The organism is Gimesia aquarii, assembly GCF_007748195.1.
GTDB lineage: Bacteria > Planctomycetota > Planctomycetia > Planctomycetales > Planctomycetaceae > Gimesia > Gimesia aquarii.
In genome coordinates this window covers 3,559,999-3,579,033 of record NZ_CP037920.1, presented here as the reverse complement: position 1 = coordinate 3,579,033, position 19,035 = coordinate 3,559,999, and the positions used below count along the sequence as shown (strand labels likewise).

At 45.0% G+C, this 19,035-nt stretch carries 12 protein-coding genes; 1 reads left to right on the top strand and 11 read right to left on the bottom strand.

Annotated features, from left to right (window positions below):
• Window positions 1–27: 27 nt before the first annotated feature.
• Genes V144x_RS14090 through V144x_RS14040 form a run of 11 tightly spaced genes read right to left on the bottom strand, consistent with a single transcriptional unit; the run spans window position 28 to window position 18,528 of the window.
• Window positions 28–2,208, bottom strand: coding sequence for a hypothetical protein (locus V144x_RS14090; RefSeq protein ID WP_144985787.1), 2,181 nt, complete (start codon window positions 2,206–2,208; stop codon window positions 28–30).
• 30 nt (window positions 2,209–2,238) lie between these two features.
• Entirely contained in the window at window positions 2,239–4,122 is a 1,884-nt protein-coding gene (locus tag V144x_RS14085) for a vWA domain-containing protein (RefSeq protein ID WP_144985786.1), read from the bottom strand.
• Window positions 4,119–5,024 (bottom strand): DUF58 domain-containing protein, encoded by a 906-nt coding sequence (locus tag V144x_RS14080; RefSeq protein ID WP_144985785.1) that lies wholly within the window; start codon window positions 5,022–5,024, stop codon window positions 4,119–4,121. Before V144x_RS14080 ends, V144x_RS14085 begins: the two co-directional genes overlap by 4 nt.
• Window positions 5,025–5,030: 6 nt before the next feature.
• Complete coding sequence (locus V144x_RS14075) at window positions 5,031–6,047, bottom strand: AAA family ATPase (protein ID WP_144985784.1); 1,017 nt, start codon at window positions 6,045–6,047, stop codon at window positions 5,031–5,033.
• Between the two features lie 29 nt (window positions 6,048–6,076).
• Window positions 6,077–9,124, bottom strand: coding sequence for a VWA domain-containing protein (locus V144x_RS14070; RefSeq protein ID WP_144985783.1), 3,048 nt, complete (start codon window positions 9,122–9,124; stop codon window positions 6,077–6,079).
• On the bottom strand, window positions 9,121–10,980 hold the full coding sequence (locus V144x_RS14065; protein WP_144985782.1) for an ATP-binding cassette domain-containing protein: 1,860 nt from the start codon (window positions 10,978–10,980) through the stop codon (window positions 9,121–9,123). The genes V144x_RS14070 and V144x_RS14065 overlap by 4 nt, the downstream gene beginning before the upstream one ends.
• Window positions 10,977–12,452: a hypothetical protein gene (locus V144x_RS14060; RefSeq protein ID WP_144985781.1), complete on the bottom strand. Its 1,476-nt coding sequence runs from the start codon at window positions 12,450–12,452 to the stop codon at window positions 10,977–10,979. Before V144x_RS14060 ends, V144x_RS14065 begins: the two co-directional genes overlap by 4 nt.
• Window positions 12,449–13,492 carry an extracellular solute-binding protein gene (locus V144x_RS14055; protein ID WP_144985780.1) on the bottom strand — a complete coding sequence of 348 codons (1,044 nt, stop codon included), beginning with the start codon at window positions 13,490–13,492 and terminating at the stop codon, window positions 12,449–12,451. The genes V144x_RS14060 and V144x_RS14055 overlap by 4 nt, the downstream gene beginning before the upstream one ends.
• Window positions 13,489–15,117, bottom strand: a complete 1,629-nt coding sequence (locus V144x_RS14050) for a hypothetical protein (RefSeq protein WP_144985779.1) — start codon at window positions 15,115–15,117, stop codon at window positions 13,489–13,491. The genes V144x_RS14055 and V144x_RS14050 overlap by 4 nt, the downstream gene beginning before the upstream one ends.
• A 53-nt stretch (window positions 15,118–15,170) precedes the next feature.
• On the bottom strand, window positions 15,171–16,832 hold the full coding sequence (locus V144x_RS14045) for an EF-hand domain-containing protein (RefSeq protein WP_197998929.1): 1,662 nt from the start codon (window positions 16,830–16,832) through the stop codon (window positions 15,171–15,173).
• Window positions 16,833–16,863: 31 nt separating this feature from the next.
• Complete coding sequence (locus V144x_RS14040; RefSeq protein WP_144985777.1) at window positions 16,864–18,528, bottom strand: DUF1549 and DUF1553 domain-containing protein; 1,665 nt, start codon at window positions 18,526–18,528, stop codon at window positions 16,864–16,866.
• 329 nt (window positions 18,529–18,857) lie between these two features.
• On the opposite strand from V144x_RS14040, the gene V144x_RS28390 reads away from it, so the two are divergent.
• Complete coding sequence (locus tag V144x_RS28390; RefSeq protein ID WP_197998928.1) at window positions 18,858–19,028, top strand: hypothetical protein; 171 nt, start codon at window positions 18,858–18,860, stop codon at window positions 19,026–19,028.
• Window positions 19,029–19,035 lie beyond the last annotated feature (7 nt).

Genomic DNA, 19,035 nt, shown 5'->3' with positions numbered 1-19,035 from the left:
TTTAAATTAATCGTTAGAAGTGGTGTTTTATTTTTCTGCCACAATAAGTTGCCGATAAATCGTGTCCTGCTCATTACCGGGAACATAAACGACAACTAACCATTGACTGGGATCAGAAGGATCCAGAATACTCAAGTCCTCATAATTTTGACCACCTGAGGGTGATGTTTGTGAAACAATTTGAAAAAGACCGTTTTGACTTCGAACACACAAATCATCCATGAAACTATTACGCCGTAGTCTATTATTTCCGTAATAGTGTGGATAATTCTGGTAATACTCATTGAATAAGGCATAATCTTGTTCTGACCGATAATTATTTCGATTCCGCGGATTATCTGTTTTTTTAAAGAGTGGATGTTTTTTGACTTCTCCATTCTTCTGCCCTTGATAAACCATGACTTTAGCCCGGTTACCAAAAGCAGTTTTGATTTGTTTCCGTATCTTGACTCGCCCTTGATTCGAACGAAGCTGATTTAATTGAATCGATGACCAGTCAAATTTTGTCTGCAATTCATCTGGATAATTCTTGATGATGCGATTCAGTTGAGGTGTCCATTGCGGCATCAACTGATAAACCGAGTATTGAGTAGGAATCGATCCTGCATAAAGCGGAGGTCCGACCAATGATTGAACTCTGTTCCGAGCATACATGTTGTAATTCTGCGCCATCCCTAATTCTGTATGATTCAAGGGAGTGAAGAGTCCGGACTTGATGTTTGTCTCGATTTTTTGGTAGGAACCTGTGAACAACAATTCAATTTGATTTTCTTTGACAGGCTTTCCCTGTCTGTCCAAATCATGAATTGTCAGTAATTTTCGTTCATAGGATGTCTGCATGTAGTGATCAGATACGATAAATGCGAGACAGGCAATACAAATGGAAATGATGGGGAATGTGATCCAGGTAAAGCGCCGCAACCGAAATTTCCCAAGAATAAAATATTCACCCGGACCAATGATGAGCACATACCCCAGGAGAATTGATGCAATCACCCAGGAGGGAACAATCCGTAATTCAGCCGGCATTAGGTCAGTGACAACCGCCCCCCCTGTAGAGATCGGTCGATAATTCAAATTAAATACCTGATTGGCAGAATATGCATTCATGTTGCGATAATCTGTTCTCTTTTGTGTCTTTATGAATGCATCGACCAGTTTTTCATAATCCCATTTTTCTTGTTTATCAAAATAACTTCTTTGTGATTCGCGCAGCTTCCATAAAAAAAAGGGAATCTGTTTCAGCTCAGAAGCGGTAAGACGCTTTTCTTTCAGCGCTTCGGACAGCACAATCACACTCCTGCCCCATCCGGTTCGCTGCGACCAGACCTGCTCTGACTGGTCCATTACGAGCTTACCTTCTGAGTCAATCAGAAAGGGCGGCGCATTCTTAGTTTCGACAAGGTCATTCATAAACTGAACCTGTCGTTGTTCTAAAACAGGACCAGCAAGTAAACACAAGCTGCCTCCCGACCGCACCCACTGATGAATGGCTTTCAGATTTCTTGATTCCAGTTGCGCGAAACCACGTGCTGTAATCACCAGAATATCATACTGGTGGCAATCAATGGGTAGTTGAGGGTAATCAGGAGGAGGCAGATGAATGGAAACCGTTTTGACATTTAAAGACAACGGCTGATTTCTCAACATGCCCACATTAGGAATTGATCGACTGAGCTTCTGAAAGTCTATTTTAATCGGTTCTTTAGGACTGATTGACTCAAAGTCCAATCGTTCCAAAAATTCCTTCAGGTCTTTCGACATGCTCATATCAAATGGGTCACAGACTCCCACTGCAAACGTTCTTTGAAAACGCTGACCGACTCGCAACGAATATTCATCTTTAAAATCGTACTGCTGATTCGGAGTGACGAAGCTGAGCTTCAGCTTCACCTCCGAATAGGGATTATCCACTTTCATGGGAGGCAGCATCATCGGGATTTCATGGAAGCCCGCATGCATGGCAACATCATGTGATCTGAATGTTCCAAATTTTTCGACGCCGTCATGTACGGTGACCAGAAAATACCCCTCAAGAAGTCCTGTCGCTGATACTTGACATTGCCAGACAAACGAAACCGGGCCATTACCTTTGGGAAATTGCGACAATTGCCGAATATCGACCACTAATGGAAAGGTCTGCGCAGGCAAAGCCCCGGGCGCTAAAAAGAAAAACAACCATAAATAAAACAGACGTTTCTGAATCATAAAGGCGAATTCTCTCTTTCCTTACGTTATCTATGCAGGAATCCCACCCGGTCGACGCTGGAAATACCACCACTCTAACAAGAGTAATACAAAGGCAATCAATGCAAATTCGCTCCAAAGTGGTTTATCGCTGTCGATTTGCGTTTGTGCTGCAGAAACCGGAACTTCACTAAACTGAATTTCATCAACGGAAACGAGGGATGTTTCCATGGGGTTCAATAAACTTACACTAATTTGATCTGATTTTGCACCTTCACCACTGATTGTGTATTTCCCCACTTGCAAAGCGGCGACTCCTGAAACAATGCCATTCTTGTTACTTTCGGCAGTCAGCTGTTTCCCACCCGGCGTTTTAATGTTGTATTTATGTTCTGGCACGTACTCGACGGCAGGTAAGAGTGGGGTTGCTGAGGCCTGCACTTCCGCAATACCGGCTTCCTGTAAAGTCAGCTGTATCAGATTCGAAACCATAATCGGGAAACCAACTCGGTAAGGCATGGTGGAACGATCTGTATTGAACAGAAAGTAAAACTCCAGCCCGTCTGAGTTACGTTTTTGCAATAAGAGTGGCCCCAATCGACCATGAATTAAGACTTCGTAACCCAGTTCTTCCAGGTTTTCTACTTTTGCATTCTCTGCCCAAACGGGCTGCTCCGTAATTTGCACATCACCCAATTCCACATGCCGCAATAATGCGGAACTACGGTTCCAGTCAACAACATCTGTTAAATTTGTTTCGAGCAAAACATAATTTTTTAAATCCTCAGGCACAAAACCGACGCCCAGCTTGATCAATGCCTGTTTATCCATATTTTTTTCAGAAGAAGAAATGACCAGGTCATACTCCGGAGGGCCGGCAGCGCCATCCTGCTCGGGATATAACACCAGATCTTTGTTCTCGTCTAACGCATAACGATAACTGGCGAGATCCGGATCAACGAACACTAATAATGAGCGTGATTGAGGAATATTGAGAAAGGCGCGATTATCAGCAGCTAAACTATCGTAGCTACCAGGAGTCAAAATCGCTTCCAGAGACGATTTTTTATCGGCATTCACGGAAAACTCCAGGCGTTGTGAATCCCCTTTCCCTAAGACGATCTCCTCTTTGGCAATGCTCTCTCCATCTTGCAATAACTCGACCGTGGCAGGACTATCATTTTTTTCTGAATTCTCAACTCGAATAAAGACATCCCAGTTTCCCGTCTGGTTTTTTCGTGCATTAAATGAAGTAATTCCCACATTGGACCCCGCTAAGGGAAGCAACTGGTAATTGAGATCAAAAGGTAGATCAAAATTGACTTCCTGAGGGAAGTTTCCGTCTGAATAAAAAAGCACCGTATTAATAGGCACGGTCCTAGAGAGGGCTTGTGTCATCCGCAAGGCATCTTCCAGATTACTGGGGACATCATCAACGGTTAGTCCAGCCAGGGACTGTTTCAGAATACGTTGATTATCCGTAAAGTCGGTCAATCGACGTGCTGTCGAGCTAACAGCGACTAAGGAAACACGTTGATCAGGCAGCAAATTATCAATAATTTCGCCAACACGTTCCTTCGTAAGTTCCAAGCGTGATTTTTTTGTTTCCGGATCTGTTGCTGCCATACTGGCAGAACAATCAATCAGAATTGGTAAATATTCTGCCCGCTCTGCCCCGCTCTGTACATAGGGTTGCATCAAAGCCAGAACCAGAAACAGCAGTAAAAGAATTTGCAGCAACAGTAAGATACTACGTTTGAATTTTTGAAATGGCGAATTGACGCGACGGTCGTTGATCACCTGGCTCCAAAGGGCCAATGAGGGAACACTTTTATGGGGGCGTTTTAATTTCAAAAAATAAAAGACCACCAATGGGATCAGCAATAACAGGTACCAGGCTCCTGGTAGTGAGTAAAAGCCAGGCCAAAAGTTCATCTGACCCACCCTTTCCGACGCAATACATCAAAGAGGACATGCTCCAAAGTATCACCGCTGTTGGTCGTCAAAAATCGTCCGGAACGTTGGCGACAGAGCATCGCCAGATGATCCTCTAACAAGGCACGATGTTCATGGTACAATCCCAACAAATCTCCGGCTGAAGAAATATCCAGAGTCTGCCCGGATTCGCTATCAACTAAACGTAAATCACCATTAATTTCGGGATCGATTTCAGAAGGTGCTAATATTTGCACCCCAAAGATTTCCAAACCCGCACTAAAGAGCATGTTAAACGGACGTTGTAAATCACCAAATGATTCATAATCAGAAAGCACAATGGCCACGCCGCGTCCGCGATGTGAACGTAAAACATCTTCGACTGCTGCTTCAATCGGAGAATCACCACCGGCTTCAATCGAAGAGAGAAAATCAAATAAACGCTTCATACTGATGCGACCGGTGCAAGGCGACAAATTTACGGGGCGTCCTCCTTTGTGATTGCAGGAATAGGCACTGACCTTTTCAAAATTCATCAGCCCCATCACACCAAACGCAGCAGCCAGTTGCTTACAACGCAAAAACTTATCTTCATAGTCCATGGAAGAAGAGGCGTCGAGAATAAGCACCACATGCATTTCTTCTTCATGCTGATATTGTTTCATGAAGGGACGATTCAGCCTGGAAAAGATATTCCAGTCAATATAGCGCACATCATCACCGGGAACGTAATTCCGATAATCTGAAAATTCTGTACTCGTTCCCCCTTTACCGGAAAGATGCTCACCACGACTTCGATTTGTCAGGCGCCGCGTTGGATTTAAACGCAACCTCTCCAACTTTGATAATGTTTTATTATCAAACAAAGAAGTATATTGATTCGCTTGAGTTCCCTCCGACACTTCTGATTATTCCTTCTCTGGTAGTTCTTTACAGTTCTGCTCAATCAAGTCAGTCACATTGATATTTTCTGCCTGGCCATCGTAGTTCAAGAGCACCCGATGCTGGAGTACTTCGTTGGCAAAATAACGAATGTCTTCAAAGGCGACATGTGCCCGCCCTTCACTGAGAGCACGAACGCGTGCAGATTTTATCAAAGATTGTGCAGCTCGCGGACTGGCTCCCCAATGAATAAAACGGCGGACCTCTTCAGTAGCAAAGTCGGTTCCGGGATGTGTCGAGAGCACCAGCCGAATGGCATAGTCACGAATTGGTTCCACAACAACGACTTTCTCCAGGAGCTTTCTTAATTCTAAAATTTGCTCACTATTCAATAGTTTCTTCAACTCTACCGGCTGCCTTAGAATCGTTTGCTGCACAATTGTGTTCAGTTCAGCCCGATTCGGAAAAGGAACATTGACCTTAAACAAAAAGCGGTCCAATTGCGCTTCGGGTAACGGATAGGTCCCCTCCTGCTCAATGGGATTCTGAGTCGCCAGCACAAAAAAGGGCTGGTCAAGCCGATATTGGGTTCCCGCTGCTGTGACAGTCCCCTCCTGCATTGTTTCCAATAAAGCAGACTGTGTTTTGGGAGACGCACGGTTAATTTCATCAGCCAGTAACAGTTGAGTGAAAATCGGACCTTTACGGAATTCAAACCGATAAGTTCCCGTCTCATCGGTGTTCATGATATTGGTACCGATAATGTCCGCCGGCATTAAGTCAGGTGTAAATTGAATCCGTTGAAATTCTAATTCCAATACCTTGGAAAGTGCTTTGACGAGTTCTGTTTTTCCCAGTCCGGGAACCCCTTCCAGTAAAACATTCCCGCCACAAAACAACGCATATAGTGTTGATTCGACAACCCGTTCCTGGCCAATAATCATACGGCCGACTTCAGAACGAACTTCGTTGAATACCTTTTTAAAATGGTCCGCTTCCGCCTGCAATACTGTAGGCTCTTCAGTGACTTCTGGCTGATTCATATTACTCACTCCACAGAATAAAATTCGTATTATTTTTCGTCTTCCGATTGTCGTCTTCGTTTGAGATCCAGTAATCGTCCGGTTGTGGTTGCATTATCACCAGAATCGGTTGCCGTTTTGGTACCTGGAGGATTTGTTGTCTTGTCGGTCTTTTTCTTTTGGGTATTTTCTGCTTTAGAATTTGGTCTGGTTGATTTTTGCTTTTGTGCTTGCAATTGGGAAATCGTGGATTGAGAAGTCGTCTGTTTCGCTGCACCCGATGTCTTCCCTTTGCGTAAATCTAATTCTTCAACAACGCCTTGCTTCCGTTGCAGTAACGCTCCCATCGTTACCGTACTTGCTTTTTGTTCTGAACCGAACCCAAACCAGCTTTTGATCACATACCAATCGAGTTGAACGCGTCTGATGCCTACATCCAATGGCACTAATATGGCCAGGGCAATCAGAAACCAGTCGAATATAGGATTGGAACTTTGTTTGGGCGCGCGACGTCCATAGATCACTTCTGCTGCCTTGTCTGGGTTCAGCCTTTGCCCGCCTGTCTTTTCTGCAATTTCTTCTAAAACAATGGGATTCGAACGAAACCGCAGAAATTCCGGAGAATAGGGAACGATAAAACCACCATTGGCGTGGTCTTCACGGTCTCCTGATTTTCCAATCGCCATCACTTGATAGCGGCCTTTCCCCCAAAGAGGAACCGAAGCCTGATACCGGCGAGGGCTGACCTGCTTAAGCACAACCGTTTCTTTTTTATCATGAGGACCTGAAATGCGAGCCGCCACATTCAAAAACGATTCTTCAGGATGAAAATCTTCGACCATGATTGTCGCATTGTTCCCATTGGTGTGACTCCACATCTTGAGATGTGCTTGTTTTTGAACACGCGAGATTTTTATCATTAACTGCTTAATAAACGCACTGTAGTGATCCCAATTCACCCAATCCGCTCCCCAGTTCGGAGATAAATCAGAAGTGAATGCGGCGGTTGTACCAAGTCCATAACGCCAGAACGCCAGGACGGGATCAATATCACCTTCTGCTTCTTTCTTCTCGGGTGCGTTTAAAACACCTTCTGCCCTGGGTTTGATTGTTGTTAACACATAACCGTGCAGAGGTGGAATTGCTTCAATTCCTTTGAGAACGGAGGAGATCATTCCGACTTCAGGTGTAATGGTTTCGTTTTGAATCATACTCCGTTTCAGCGTTTTTGATTCTTTGATGAATATCGACGGCAGTTGATTGGGATCTGAAGGAAAGTAATATCGCCCCCCTGTCGCACTTGCGATTCCTCGCATGGTTGAGATATCACGGCCTCCATGCGGAAAGACCGCCACCATTGAGACGCTGACTTTATTTTTGATAAATCGGCCGATTAACTTGGGAGAGGGTGGTTGTGGATCGCCATCTGAAATAATAATCATGTGCTTTGTGGCCGCATCACTTTTGATGAGCCCTTCCAACCCTAACTCCATGGTGTTTACAAAGCTCGGCATGTCGCCAATTTGGGCGCCATTGATTTTGGGCACCATTTTTTCGTAGTCACCGGCGGGCATCAGTTCAAAGAGCCACTTTTCGCCATTCATGTAATCATAGACTAACACGCCGACTTCATCTTGTGCTCCCAGCACTTTAATGGCCTGTTTTGTGATCCGTTTTCCCCAGGTATTCCCTTCCGGGAATTCACAGGTATGTAAGATGATGGCAAGGGCGCCTTTGGGAAGCACTTTCTTTTTTGTGATGTCCATCGTCACAGGGAGTGCATCTTCGATGACCGTACGATGATATCCCCCCGGACCATAACTATTCTCACCCCCCACCATCATGAATCCGATTCCCTGATTGAAGATGGAATCATGCACGGCCTTTAATTGAATCACATTAAAGGCATCGGCGGGGACATTGACGAACAGAATCGCATCGTAGGGCATTAGCGACAATGAATCACCGGGAAATTCATAGGCGGAAATGGTCTCTACATTGCGTTCACCTTCACGAATCGCTTTGACTAAAGGTTCCCAGTCGCGATCATCTCCAGCGGGATCCGTCACAACCAGAACCTTGCCTTCTCCTTCTACAAAGAGGTAGTTGATCACTGTGTTGTTTTCGCGAATCTGATCTTCATCGCGTTTTGTTTCAATCGTTGCCGAATATTCGTAGTAGCCGGCAGACCGTAAATAAATGGGAACAACAAAACGATTCTTACCTGCCTTGAAAGTCACATCCTCTTCATATATCGGCTCGCCATTTTCACGAAGCACGAGCTTGCCGGTGCCATCTTTCAAAGAAGACAGTACAACAGCGGCTTCATAATTCTCACCCAGTTTAACAAACCGTGGCAATTCCAGGTTTTCGAGCCAGACTTCTTTATCGTATTCATACTGGATGGGAAGGACATCAACGGCAACGCCGCGCGACTTCAGCTCATCCAGGATTTGTGAGATGGAACCTTCGGTTTCCGTTCCATCGCTGATTAAAACGATACGTCCGCGATTTTCTTCGGGTAACATCGCTGCTGCCAAGGAAAGCGTCTGCTGCAAATTTGTCGCGTCGCGGTCAATTCGCGAATTCAATGCTTCAAACGGAAAAGAGACACGAGGTGGAAGCTCCACGGCAGAATTGCGCCCGAATACAACTAAACCTGCTTCATCGGTCTGTGGTTTTTCAGTAACTGTCTTTGTGACAAATTCTAAAGCAGAATCCACCGATGATTCACCAATTGAATCAGAAAGATCAACGGCATAGACGACAGAGATGACATCCCGCACACGGACCGAGCGAGGTTCGGCGATCAGCATCACAAAGAGGCCCAACATTAATAGCCGAGAGACTAGAGCAGCCAGCGCTCTGCCTTTACTCAAGCCTCCATAACCGGCGACCGAAAGCCACCAGATCCAGATCGAAAACAGAATCAGACCAAAGGCCCAGGGTCGGGCAAATAATAAAACACCAGACAATTCGAGGCTGATGCAAAGAGCGGCATAAAAGAGAAGAAAAAAGATCAAAGGTAGCGCACGCATCCAAGTCAAGGCGATACGTGGTTTCGGAACCAATTGATGATAGAGTTCTTTGATCTTCATGGTATTAATTTTACGATTAAACGATTACCAGTGTCAGCCACGAACACCTGATCTTTTGAATTTACTGTAACTCCCCAGGGAGTGACGAATTCGCCTTGTTTACTGCCTGTCTTCCCGAATCTGCCTAAAACTCTGCCTTCTAAATCTGTTTTTGTAATACGGCCTGCCCCATACTCCACGATGTAAAATTCCTCTTTGGAACGATCAATGGCAATGTCATATGGATAATAGAGTGGAATTCCCCCAGTTTTCGTGCCTAAAACTTCTAAAAAGGCACCTTCATCTGAAAATACCTGTATGCAATTATTACTGGCATCTGCCACATAGATTTTTCCCTGATGCCAGACCATCCCGGAAGCCCGTTCAAACTGCCCCGGTTCAGTCCCATGTTCTCCAAATTCTAACAGAAACTCGCCCTCTTCTGAGAATTTCTGAACTCGATCATTGCCTCCATATTCGCCGACATAAATGTTACCAGAGGGGTCTTGAACAATGGAAACCGGGTAAATAAATTGCGAAGGCCCTTCTCCCTGTTCCCCCAGCATTTTTTGGACGTTTCCCTGATCATCAAAAAACACAACCCGGTGATAATGGGTATCAGCGACTGCGATTTGACCATTCTTCAAGAAGCAAATTCCCTCCGGTTTGCCAACATCATAGTCAGGCATCATCCATTTCCTGACAAGTTCATTCTCAGGATTATAAACTAAGACACGTCCGGCGTTATCAAGTACATAAAGTTCTTCCTTCGGTCCGACATTCACACTGCGCGGCGCAGGAACCTTGGTTCCCTCAGAAGGAAGGGACCACTGAACAATCTTTGGAAACGAAAGTTCGGGAGCAGAATCCGAATGACAACCAAAGCAAGTCAACAAACAAAAAAGGAGCAGTAACAAATGAATCGATATGCGATCCCCCGGTTTCAACGTTGCACGTGGAGGTCGATGGTAAAAGGTTTGATTTGATTGAGTTTGATGATGAACCGTTTCGACTTTCTCAAGCGCGCCACTGAATGTCGTCTGGCGGACTTCCCATTCACTGGACTCCTCTTTTATCAGCGTTAGCTGTTCCGGACGGACGAGTGTGATCGTTTCTGATTGATTTTGATCCGACTGTATCTTCACATCAGAAAGATCATTCACCGGTCCTAGATACATCCCGATTTGATACGATGGGGGCGCATAATAAAGATCATGCACTGCCCCCGCATAGACCACGGCTCCTTCATCTAAACAGACAACATGCTGTGCTTCTTTTAATACCAACTCTGGCATGTGTGTTGAAAATACCAGCGAAGTTTTATTTTTTTCACAATAGTGGCGAATGGCATCCCAATATAAAGGCCAATGTGCCTGGTCCACGTGCACTAAAGGTTCATCCATGACCAATACCTTCGCCTGACTGGCCAATGCTCGAGCCACCGATAAACGGGATGCTTCGCCTTGAGAGAGTTGCCCCGGATATTTTTTCCTGACTGATGTCAGACGAAAAGCATTCAATAATTCTTCTACGGTTTCATTAAGTGTCTCGGGGGCAGGATGAACCAGCACCAGATGTTCTTGAACATCATATTGTGGCCATAAACCCAATGAATGCGGCACCCAAAAAGTTTCGACCGCAGAGTCAGACGGAAAACAGTGGTTGCTACGTGCTACACTTCCCTGATGGGGACGCTCATACTCAACCAGCAGGTTCAGCAAAGATGTTTTTCCTGCTCCCGAATATCCCATAATGGCAGTGATGCCTTGAGGGATCTCAAGATCTACGTCAACTAAACGGTCGCCGGATCCCCCGCGAAGACTGACTTGCTTCAGCGACCATAGAGAAGATTCAGATTGTTGAGTTCTCATATTCATGAAGTTGACACAGTTTTAGTGACGTGCTTTTGATCTAAAGTAAGCATCCACAGCTTTTTGACAACGGGTAACAGTAAAAGACTGGCTAACACAGGGATGCAAAAACTCAGAAAGGTCATCGCCGACAGAATCGAATTCTGGCCATAATGCATTAAGTTATATAATCGAACAGAAGATGTCATTGCATTATTGGGGGCCAGAATAGAGCTGATCGTTACATCCCAATAGGCCCAGAATGCGAGCAACACCACCGCCCAATATTGCATCCGCCCACTTACAATCCATTGTAAACGTCCTCCATTTTTCATCTGATTCTGATTTGGGGAGTGACTTAATAAACGAGCTAAAAAGAGAGGTTCGCGCTGCCATTGAGATCGAAATATCAACTTCAAGAACGCAGCTCTGGGAAACAGAAACAATACGAGAGTGATAAAAAGTGGCACTGGGGTATCATATAACCAGTGACCATAGTCTGATAAAAAGAGTGACGCCATTACCAGTGCCAATGTCAGTGAACCACACAACCCCGGCAGGCAGAATATCAAGCCGAGCATTTTTAATTGACGAGATCGATTTTCCGAAAAGAAAAATGAAGCAAGCCCCCAGGCTGCAATTCCAGCGGTGATTCCATACAGCAGCCCCCAACCACTCTCCTGCAGGATGCCCATCAACTGCAATTGGTTTCGGAACAAACTCCCGATCGCACGCAGCCCACCTCCCCCGGTCAAGCTGAATGGAATGAGCACGATCACTAAAAATGCAATCAGCAAATAGACTAACGAACTCATTTGTGAAAAGACCGAATTGCTTCTGAAATCGGAATGCTGCTTGAATTGCGGTTGTTTTTGCATTCGACTTAATAAGAGTGCGACTCCGGTAACGAGTAATAGTTCAACACAGAGGGGAACCTTCAGAAAGGAAAGTGCTTCGTGAAGAGGGACGCCTCTTGCCTGTGCATCAAAGATCGATACAGTCCATGAATCCCGGTAAATAAGAGACGCCATTTCAAATTCTTGAAAGGCGAGCAGAAACAGGAGTGCCCAGATGGGAAAAGAACGTAACACATTTTTCCAGAAGAAGAAACTCCATTGCGCAGCGATTCCCGAAATCTGAGCAGAGGCGGACCGAACCGATTTCCGGATGAAGTCGGCCTCTGAAGTCACCAGAGGTGGAGCCGCAAAACAGAAGCAAATAATTCCCACGGGAACCACTTTCAGTAACACAAGACTTGAATACACCAACTCGATTAAAAAAGGATACTGTGACAGTTTTAAAACCATCAACGACCAGACATAACCCACAATCAAATCAGGCACCAATAAGGGAGCCAATATTAAAGCAAACAACAAAAACGAACGTTTTGAATGCCTCGCTTCAACAAGTTTTGACAAATGCCTGGAGACGAAGACTGCTAGAATCGAAATCACCAGACTGCGTAACACGGTCACGCCACATATTGTGGCCAAGCTCATTTCAAATACTCCGATTCGAGCCAGGCCAATACTTTTTCTCGTTCTTTGACTAAATTCGCTAAAGGATAGGCATTCTTAACATAAGGTTGTAATTCTCTGACTTCAGTCGGAACTTGGTCCCAATTCACATCCCCTAAAGGTATCTGGCGTGATTGTGACTGAGCTAATTTGAGTTCCACTTCTTCAGACAGAAGATAATTGACTAAAGTTTCCGCCTGCTTTCGTCTTTTTGTGCCTTTGATAATGGCCACGCTATTGGGAATGAGAATTGTTTGTTCGTCGACCGTAATCGGTAATGAAGCGACTGGTTTTCCATCATCGACGGCAACAAAAAAATCATCTGTATCGGTAAACCCCAAGGCACAGGAACCACTGGCCACCAGATTCTTTACACCAGCGTTGCCCGAAGTCTCCTGAATGTTTCTTTCCTGAAGGGACTGATACCACGTTTTTAGTCGATCCAATCCCCACGCATCACAGAGAACAGTAAAGTGAGTTAATGTGGTGCCATAGAGTGGCTTGGCAATAGCAACGTCATTTAGCGGGCCAGAGAGTTTCTGTTCGATGCTCTCCCTGGTCGCTGTCAGCTTTTCAGTGTTGGTAATATACACTCGCAATCGTGCGGCAAAGCCTGTCCAGGTTCCATCAGGGTCTTTAAACTTTGCGGGAATTCTCTCATACCCGTCGCCTTGATACGTTTCCAGTAGTCCCTGTTCTTTCAGAGTTGCTGTTCCCAATGTTTGATTATTCCAGAAGACATCACAGCGCGGATGATCTTGCTCCCGGATGATTAAATTTGTCAAGCCCAATGATTTTGTCGCTTCGGTATCGAAGCGCGGTTCGACTTTGATTCCGGTTTTTTGTTCAAACGCATTGAGTATCTCTTCGGAGAATACGGCATCATGCGCGCAATAGACAACGAGAGCCTCGTCCTGCTGGCGATAAAAAAAGACCAATCCGATTGCTAATATGGCAACAAACTCGACGATTGCCAGAATGCGCCATCCGGAAACAGGTCGCCCCCCTACATTTTGATTCATTTCTTGGATGTTGTTTCTTTAGGTTGTTTCTCAAGTGAATTGAAGTATTTTTTGATTCCTTCATGATAACCAGGGGGAATCTGCTCCTGTATGATTGCTTCACTCATGCCCTGTTTGAGATCGGTCATCAATTTGTTATAGCTCTTTTTGGCCTCTCCCCGGTCGCTGAGCCCCTTAGTTTTGAATGAGAGCAGAACTTTACCAGCGGTGATCGCCGATTTCGATTTTTCAGTTTTGAATCCCTTGTCGCCAGTATCATCTTCATCAACTTTGGCTCCGCCTCCCTGGCCTTCCCCACCGGTTCCTTCTCCTTCGCCCGCCATTTCTCCCATCATCTCTGCGTACAGTTCTTCATAATCTTCAAGACTCATGCAGTTTTCACATGCTTCCCCATCCAGACCAGATTTATCATTTGCCTTTTTGGCCATTTGTAACACTTTCAGTGCTTCTTCGAGCTTTTTCATATCTTTGGCAGACTGTGCGATTTCTTTCAGTTCCATTTTGGCCAGATCCATAGATTGCATTGCTTCTTTGAATGCTTCATCTGGATTCATTCCTTTGGATTGTGCCATTTGCATTTGTTTCATAGCGCGTTTCAATGCCGCGGCCATCGCTTTGGAGTTTGTTTGTTCGCGTGCGAATGATTCCATTTCTTTTAGTTTTTTCTGGATTTCGTTTTTTAACTGCTCCCGTTTCACAGGATCAGTCTCTTTCATCAATCGCTTCAGCTGTTCTTTTAATTCATCCATTTCTTTTGTGAGAGATTGCGTCGAACCTTCCTGTAGTTCCTTATTCCACTTCTTCATGCCTTCATTTTTCGACATTCCCCCAAATTTCTGAGCCTGATCGCTTTTCATCATCAGACCTTTCATTTTCTCTTCAGCAATCTTCCGCCACTTACCACCCAGAGATTTCTGATGCCCGGCGAGAGTCTTCGAATTCTGTTGTTTTTTCCCAGGCTTCATTTTTCGAAAATCGGATTTCAAATTTTCCACAGCCATTTTGACATCTTTAGACTCTTCGTCCCCTTCTCCGTTATCTTTATTCTTTAAGTCAGCCATTCTGGCTTTGGTTGCTTTTTTAGAACTTTCGAATTCTTTTACTTTTTCTTTTTCAACCTCGGCAGCTTCAACTTTGCCAAATGGATCAAACTGCGGAGCATATTGTAATACTAAAAACAGACAAACGGCTCCCGCGCATGAAACGGCTAAACGCTTGCCCCACTCAAAACTGACAATCTGAGCAGGCCTGATTTTTCCCGCTTTCTGTTCTGCGTCCTTCACAACCAGCGGCTTGTAGTTGCCGACTGCACTTTCCAACATTGTCATGGTTAAAAACAGGTCTTTTGTTCCCTGGCTTTGATCAATGAGCCGTGCGGCTTGCTCTTTGCCTGGTTTGCGATAGATCAGACAAGCCAACAAGAATGTTGCAATTAAGACAACGCCAGCCGATTCCAAAGTAAACCAGTCTCTGAGATAGCCCGAAAAACGACTATACAACAAGACTGCTAGGTAAGCAGCTAAAGAACAAACGAATGCAATAAACAGGCTACGCCCCCAACTCGCGATGGCCAGACGTCGTTGCACCTGTTGAATGAGATGATTTGATTTATCCATAGATTTCATTTTCGCTTCCCCTCATCTGGTAGAAGGATTACCTGCTATCAATTAGTGGTGTCTTATTGATTATCTTTTAGCGCCTCTGCCTCCGCAGGACTGATCAGAGAATCGTGATTCGTATCGAGTTTTATAAATAAAGAGGGATCAAACAGAAATTCCCTGGGAGAAATATCACCATCACGATTTCGATCCATACGTTGAAACCAGCGTGGTCCGCTTGATGTGCGCTGCACCGCTCTCCCCTGCCCCATAGCCATCGAATTCATTCGTGGATCAAATACAAATAACTCAGGTTTTCCTAACTCGAATGTTAATTTGAAATGCCCGCGGAGCTCAGACACATCCAGCGAACGATCACGATTTCCATCGTATTCTCGCACACGTTGTACACTTTTTTGTAATTCACGTGGACTTAAACGCCGATCCAGATCGGTATCCAAAATTTCAAATAACGATTTCCCATCATTTTGCACGGTCATGACAACCTGATTCTGTACAGCTAAGGTATCTTTGATGAGAGAATCTGTTAGCTCCTTCACGGTCAACATATCATCCTTATTCTGGTCCACATTCTTATAATCCAGCTTTGGTATATTGAGCTGCATAAATTCAGATTGGTTCAGATATCCATTCTTGTCAGCATCGACGACGCGAAATCGTGTCTGATAAAAACGGACGTTGTCCGCAAACATATGACGCGAACTTTTCGCTCTCAGTTCCAAAAGAAGGCCATCTACGCGTAATTTTAACTTAGAGTTTGAGACGGGTTCAATCTCACTCATCCGATTCGACTGTTTTTTAAGTAATTTCAGTTGGGGACGAAATCTTTGCTTCCGTGGTAGTGTAATTTGTAACTGGACATCGATAACGGGATTTTGAAGGTAGACAAACAGCTCATCGTGACTTAAAAAACCATCTCTGTCACGATCAAAACTTTGCACGCGCGCCATGGCATCAGGATCTCCCGATTTGAAACAATTCACTGAGAGTGTAGTTTTCTCAGCATTCGCGTGCTCAACATATTTCTTGAATAACTCAGAGATCGAATCTTTAATTGATTGATCATTGTCTAAGCGGCGAAATGGTGTTTCCACAACCTGACGAACAACCGGCTGCGCACCGACTCTGTTGGGATCACTCCCAAACGGCTGTAGCTCGGCGACATTAAAGACTTCATCTTCATCGCGATCATACATGAAAAGCGTTTTCGAACTTGCCATGAATTCCGCATCGCTAATCGAACCATCACCATTCTGATCCAATTTGCGAAACAATTCGATCGCTTGAGAAGTACGTGACGGAGTACCTGTAATCCGAAACGCAGTTCCCTGGGCGCTGTGCAGGTACGAAGCAAATTCAGCCAGACTGAGTCGATTATCCATTGGCGGAAACTCAAGTTTTTTCATGCGCTGGGCAGGAGTCCCCTGGTCATATTGTTTAATGCCAAAGGCCGGAACGTTTTCCATTTCCTTGAGATCGATAAAATTGTTTTGATCACGATCCAGTGAACGAAACAGCCTGTCAATGTAATCGGTCGTCGTCGTACGAAAAGTTTCTTTGTCAACCAGCACACTTAATTCAATGATGAAGGGTGCAGAAGGCGCGAGTAACACAATTCTTTGTGCTGCATGTTTGTGTTGATCATCATTAGCTTCAGGTCGTACTTCACCTGCCAGCATGTGGGAATTTCCAATCATTCCCCACAGACAGACAACCAGCATCCAACAAAATTTTCTGAAGATGTGTTGCATTTTAATGGTTCAACAAAAACTCACTACTGTTTAATAACGCCCAAAATAAATCTGCATAAGCGTGTGTTCTGTCCTCTTCCGAAGCTTGCGACTTCACATAATCTGCAAGACGCTGCGATTCAGCGTCCGTAGGTTTACGACTTAAAGCAGACAGGAAAAATGCTTCAATTTTTTGTTCGACAGAAAGTCCTGGAAAATCAACGATGGCCGTAAATACGTCTGATTGTTCCAGACTGGTCGCATTCGTCACAAAGGTACCATTCATCAGAGCCAGTGCTTGTAAAATAGTTGCCCTGGGTTCCAGTCGACTCTCAGAGTCAGACTTAAATAACTCAAAGATTTCGGTCTGGGGGTCATTCATTCCAGGCCCAAACAGATTTCCATTCGCCTCTGTCGTTTGTTGAAAAAAACCTGTCGCTTGAATCAGATTGGCAAAGATTTGTCCTGCCGTTAATCCACGTGTTGGCATCTTTCCATACCATTCAGTACGAGACTGACTCGGATCTGTTTGGCGGCTGGTCAGCTGGTAAGTTTGGCTGTTTGCAATTTCACGAATCAGATATTTCAAATCGTAATCATGTTCCTGAAACTTCGTTGCCAGCAGATCAAGCAGTTTGGGATGTGTGGCAAGATTCGACGCTGAAAAATCATCAACGGGATCAATCAGGCCACGGCCAAAAAAGAGACTCCAAACGCGATTGACTGTTGCTTTCGCAAAGTACGGGTTTTCAGGTGAGGTGACCCACTCGGAGAGTCGCAGACGTGGATTGAGTTGTTCTTGTTCCCAATCAGGCTGGACTCCATCAAGAAAACTGGCTTCAACGAGCCGATTTGTATCGGGAATTTTGATTTGCGGTTTTCCTACAACTTCTGTGACGTTCAAAACAGCGCCCACCCCTCCCTGTTGCGCAGGAGCCACGTTTGAAAAGAAAGCCGCATATTGCCAGAACTGCTCTTGTTTCCATTTATCAAACGGATGATCGTGGCACTGCGCACATTCAATTCGCACGCCTAAAAACGCGCGTGAAGTGCTGGCCGCGAGACTTTCTGGCTTGAATTGCTTCGCAATATAATACGCCCGCGGCGTTAACCCCTGTGACGTGTCTGATTCTGCTTGATTACGATTAACAGCAAGAGGGGCATTGATGATTTGTCGAACGATCTCATCATAATGGGTATTCTCCCTCAACTGAGATCGCAACCAGGCTTCAAATTCGGGGATCTGTACCCGTGCCTGCAGGTCGGTTCCCGCTTCCGGCAAAAGGATGGAACGCCAGATATTGGTAAAGTGAACGACAAAACCGGGAGTGTCTAACAAACGATTGATCAGTTTTTCGCGTTTCTTGGGATCCGGATCCGCAAGAAAAAGACGTAACTCGGAAACAGGCGGAATTTTCCCTGAAAGGTCGAGCGAGACCCGTCGCATAAATTCCGCATCGGTCGAACGAGGTGCGGAAACGACTCCTTCCCGTTCTTTCGCCTGATCGATGAGCTGGTCAATCTGGCCTGAAAGACTCTCACTGGGGACATTGGGTTTTGGTTCGGACGCAAAAATGGAGCCGTATGGGAAAATCGCCAACGAAAGCAGAACGAACAGGAGTACAAAGAGATGGGCAACCGCTGTCCTGAAACGTCGCCTGTGATGATGTATTGAAACACTCAACACTTTAATACAGTCCTTTAGATTGGCCGCAAAATATGATCAGATCGATCAGAAAAGAGAAGACTGTGATCACTTACATTTGTTGTATATTCAATTGTACAATCAACTTGGAGCAATACAAGAGTGATCTCATTGATCCGCCCTCCAGCTCCCTAATACTAAAATCGCCAAGAAACCCTTAATCTTAGCTACTTTTGAGACTGACCTCCCATTTTCTGTCAAAAAACTATCAGTTTAGATGATCTACTTCCTTGTTTTTGCTTAGCAACTTTCAAATTATTCATAAATTAACCATAGTGAGGGACTTCCCTTGTTAAAATCAGAAAGAGTTCATGAAAAAGTATAAGGATGATCTGTTTGCGATCATGGCCGGTGGCAGCTTTCTCTACTTTTCGACTTTGGACAAAGAATGGGCCCTGTTCTGGAAAATTGCAGGGTTTTTGTTACTCATCTGGGGAATCCTGACGGTCTGTATCCACCTCAAATCCGGTAAAGAACCATAAACGACGG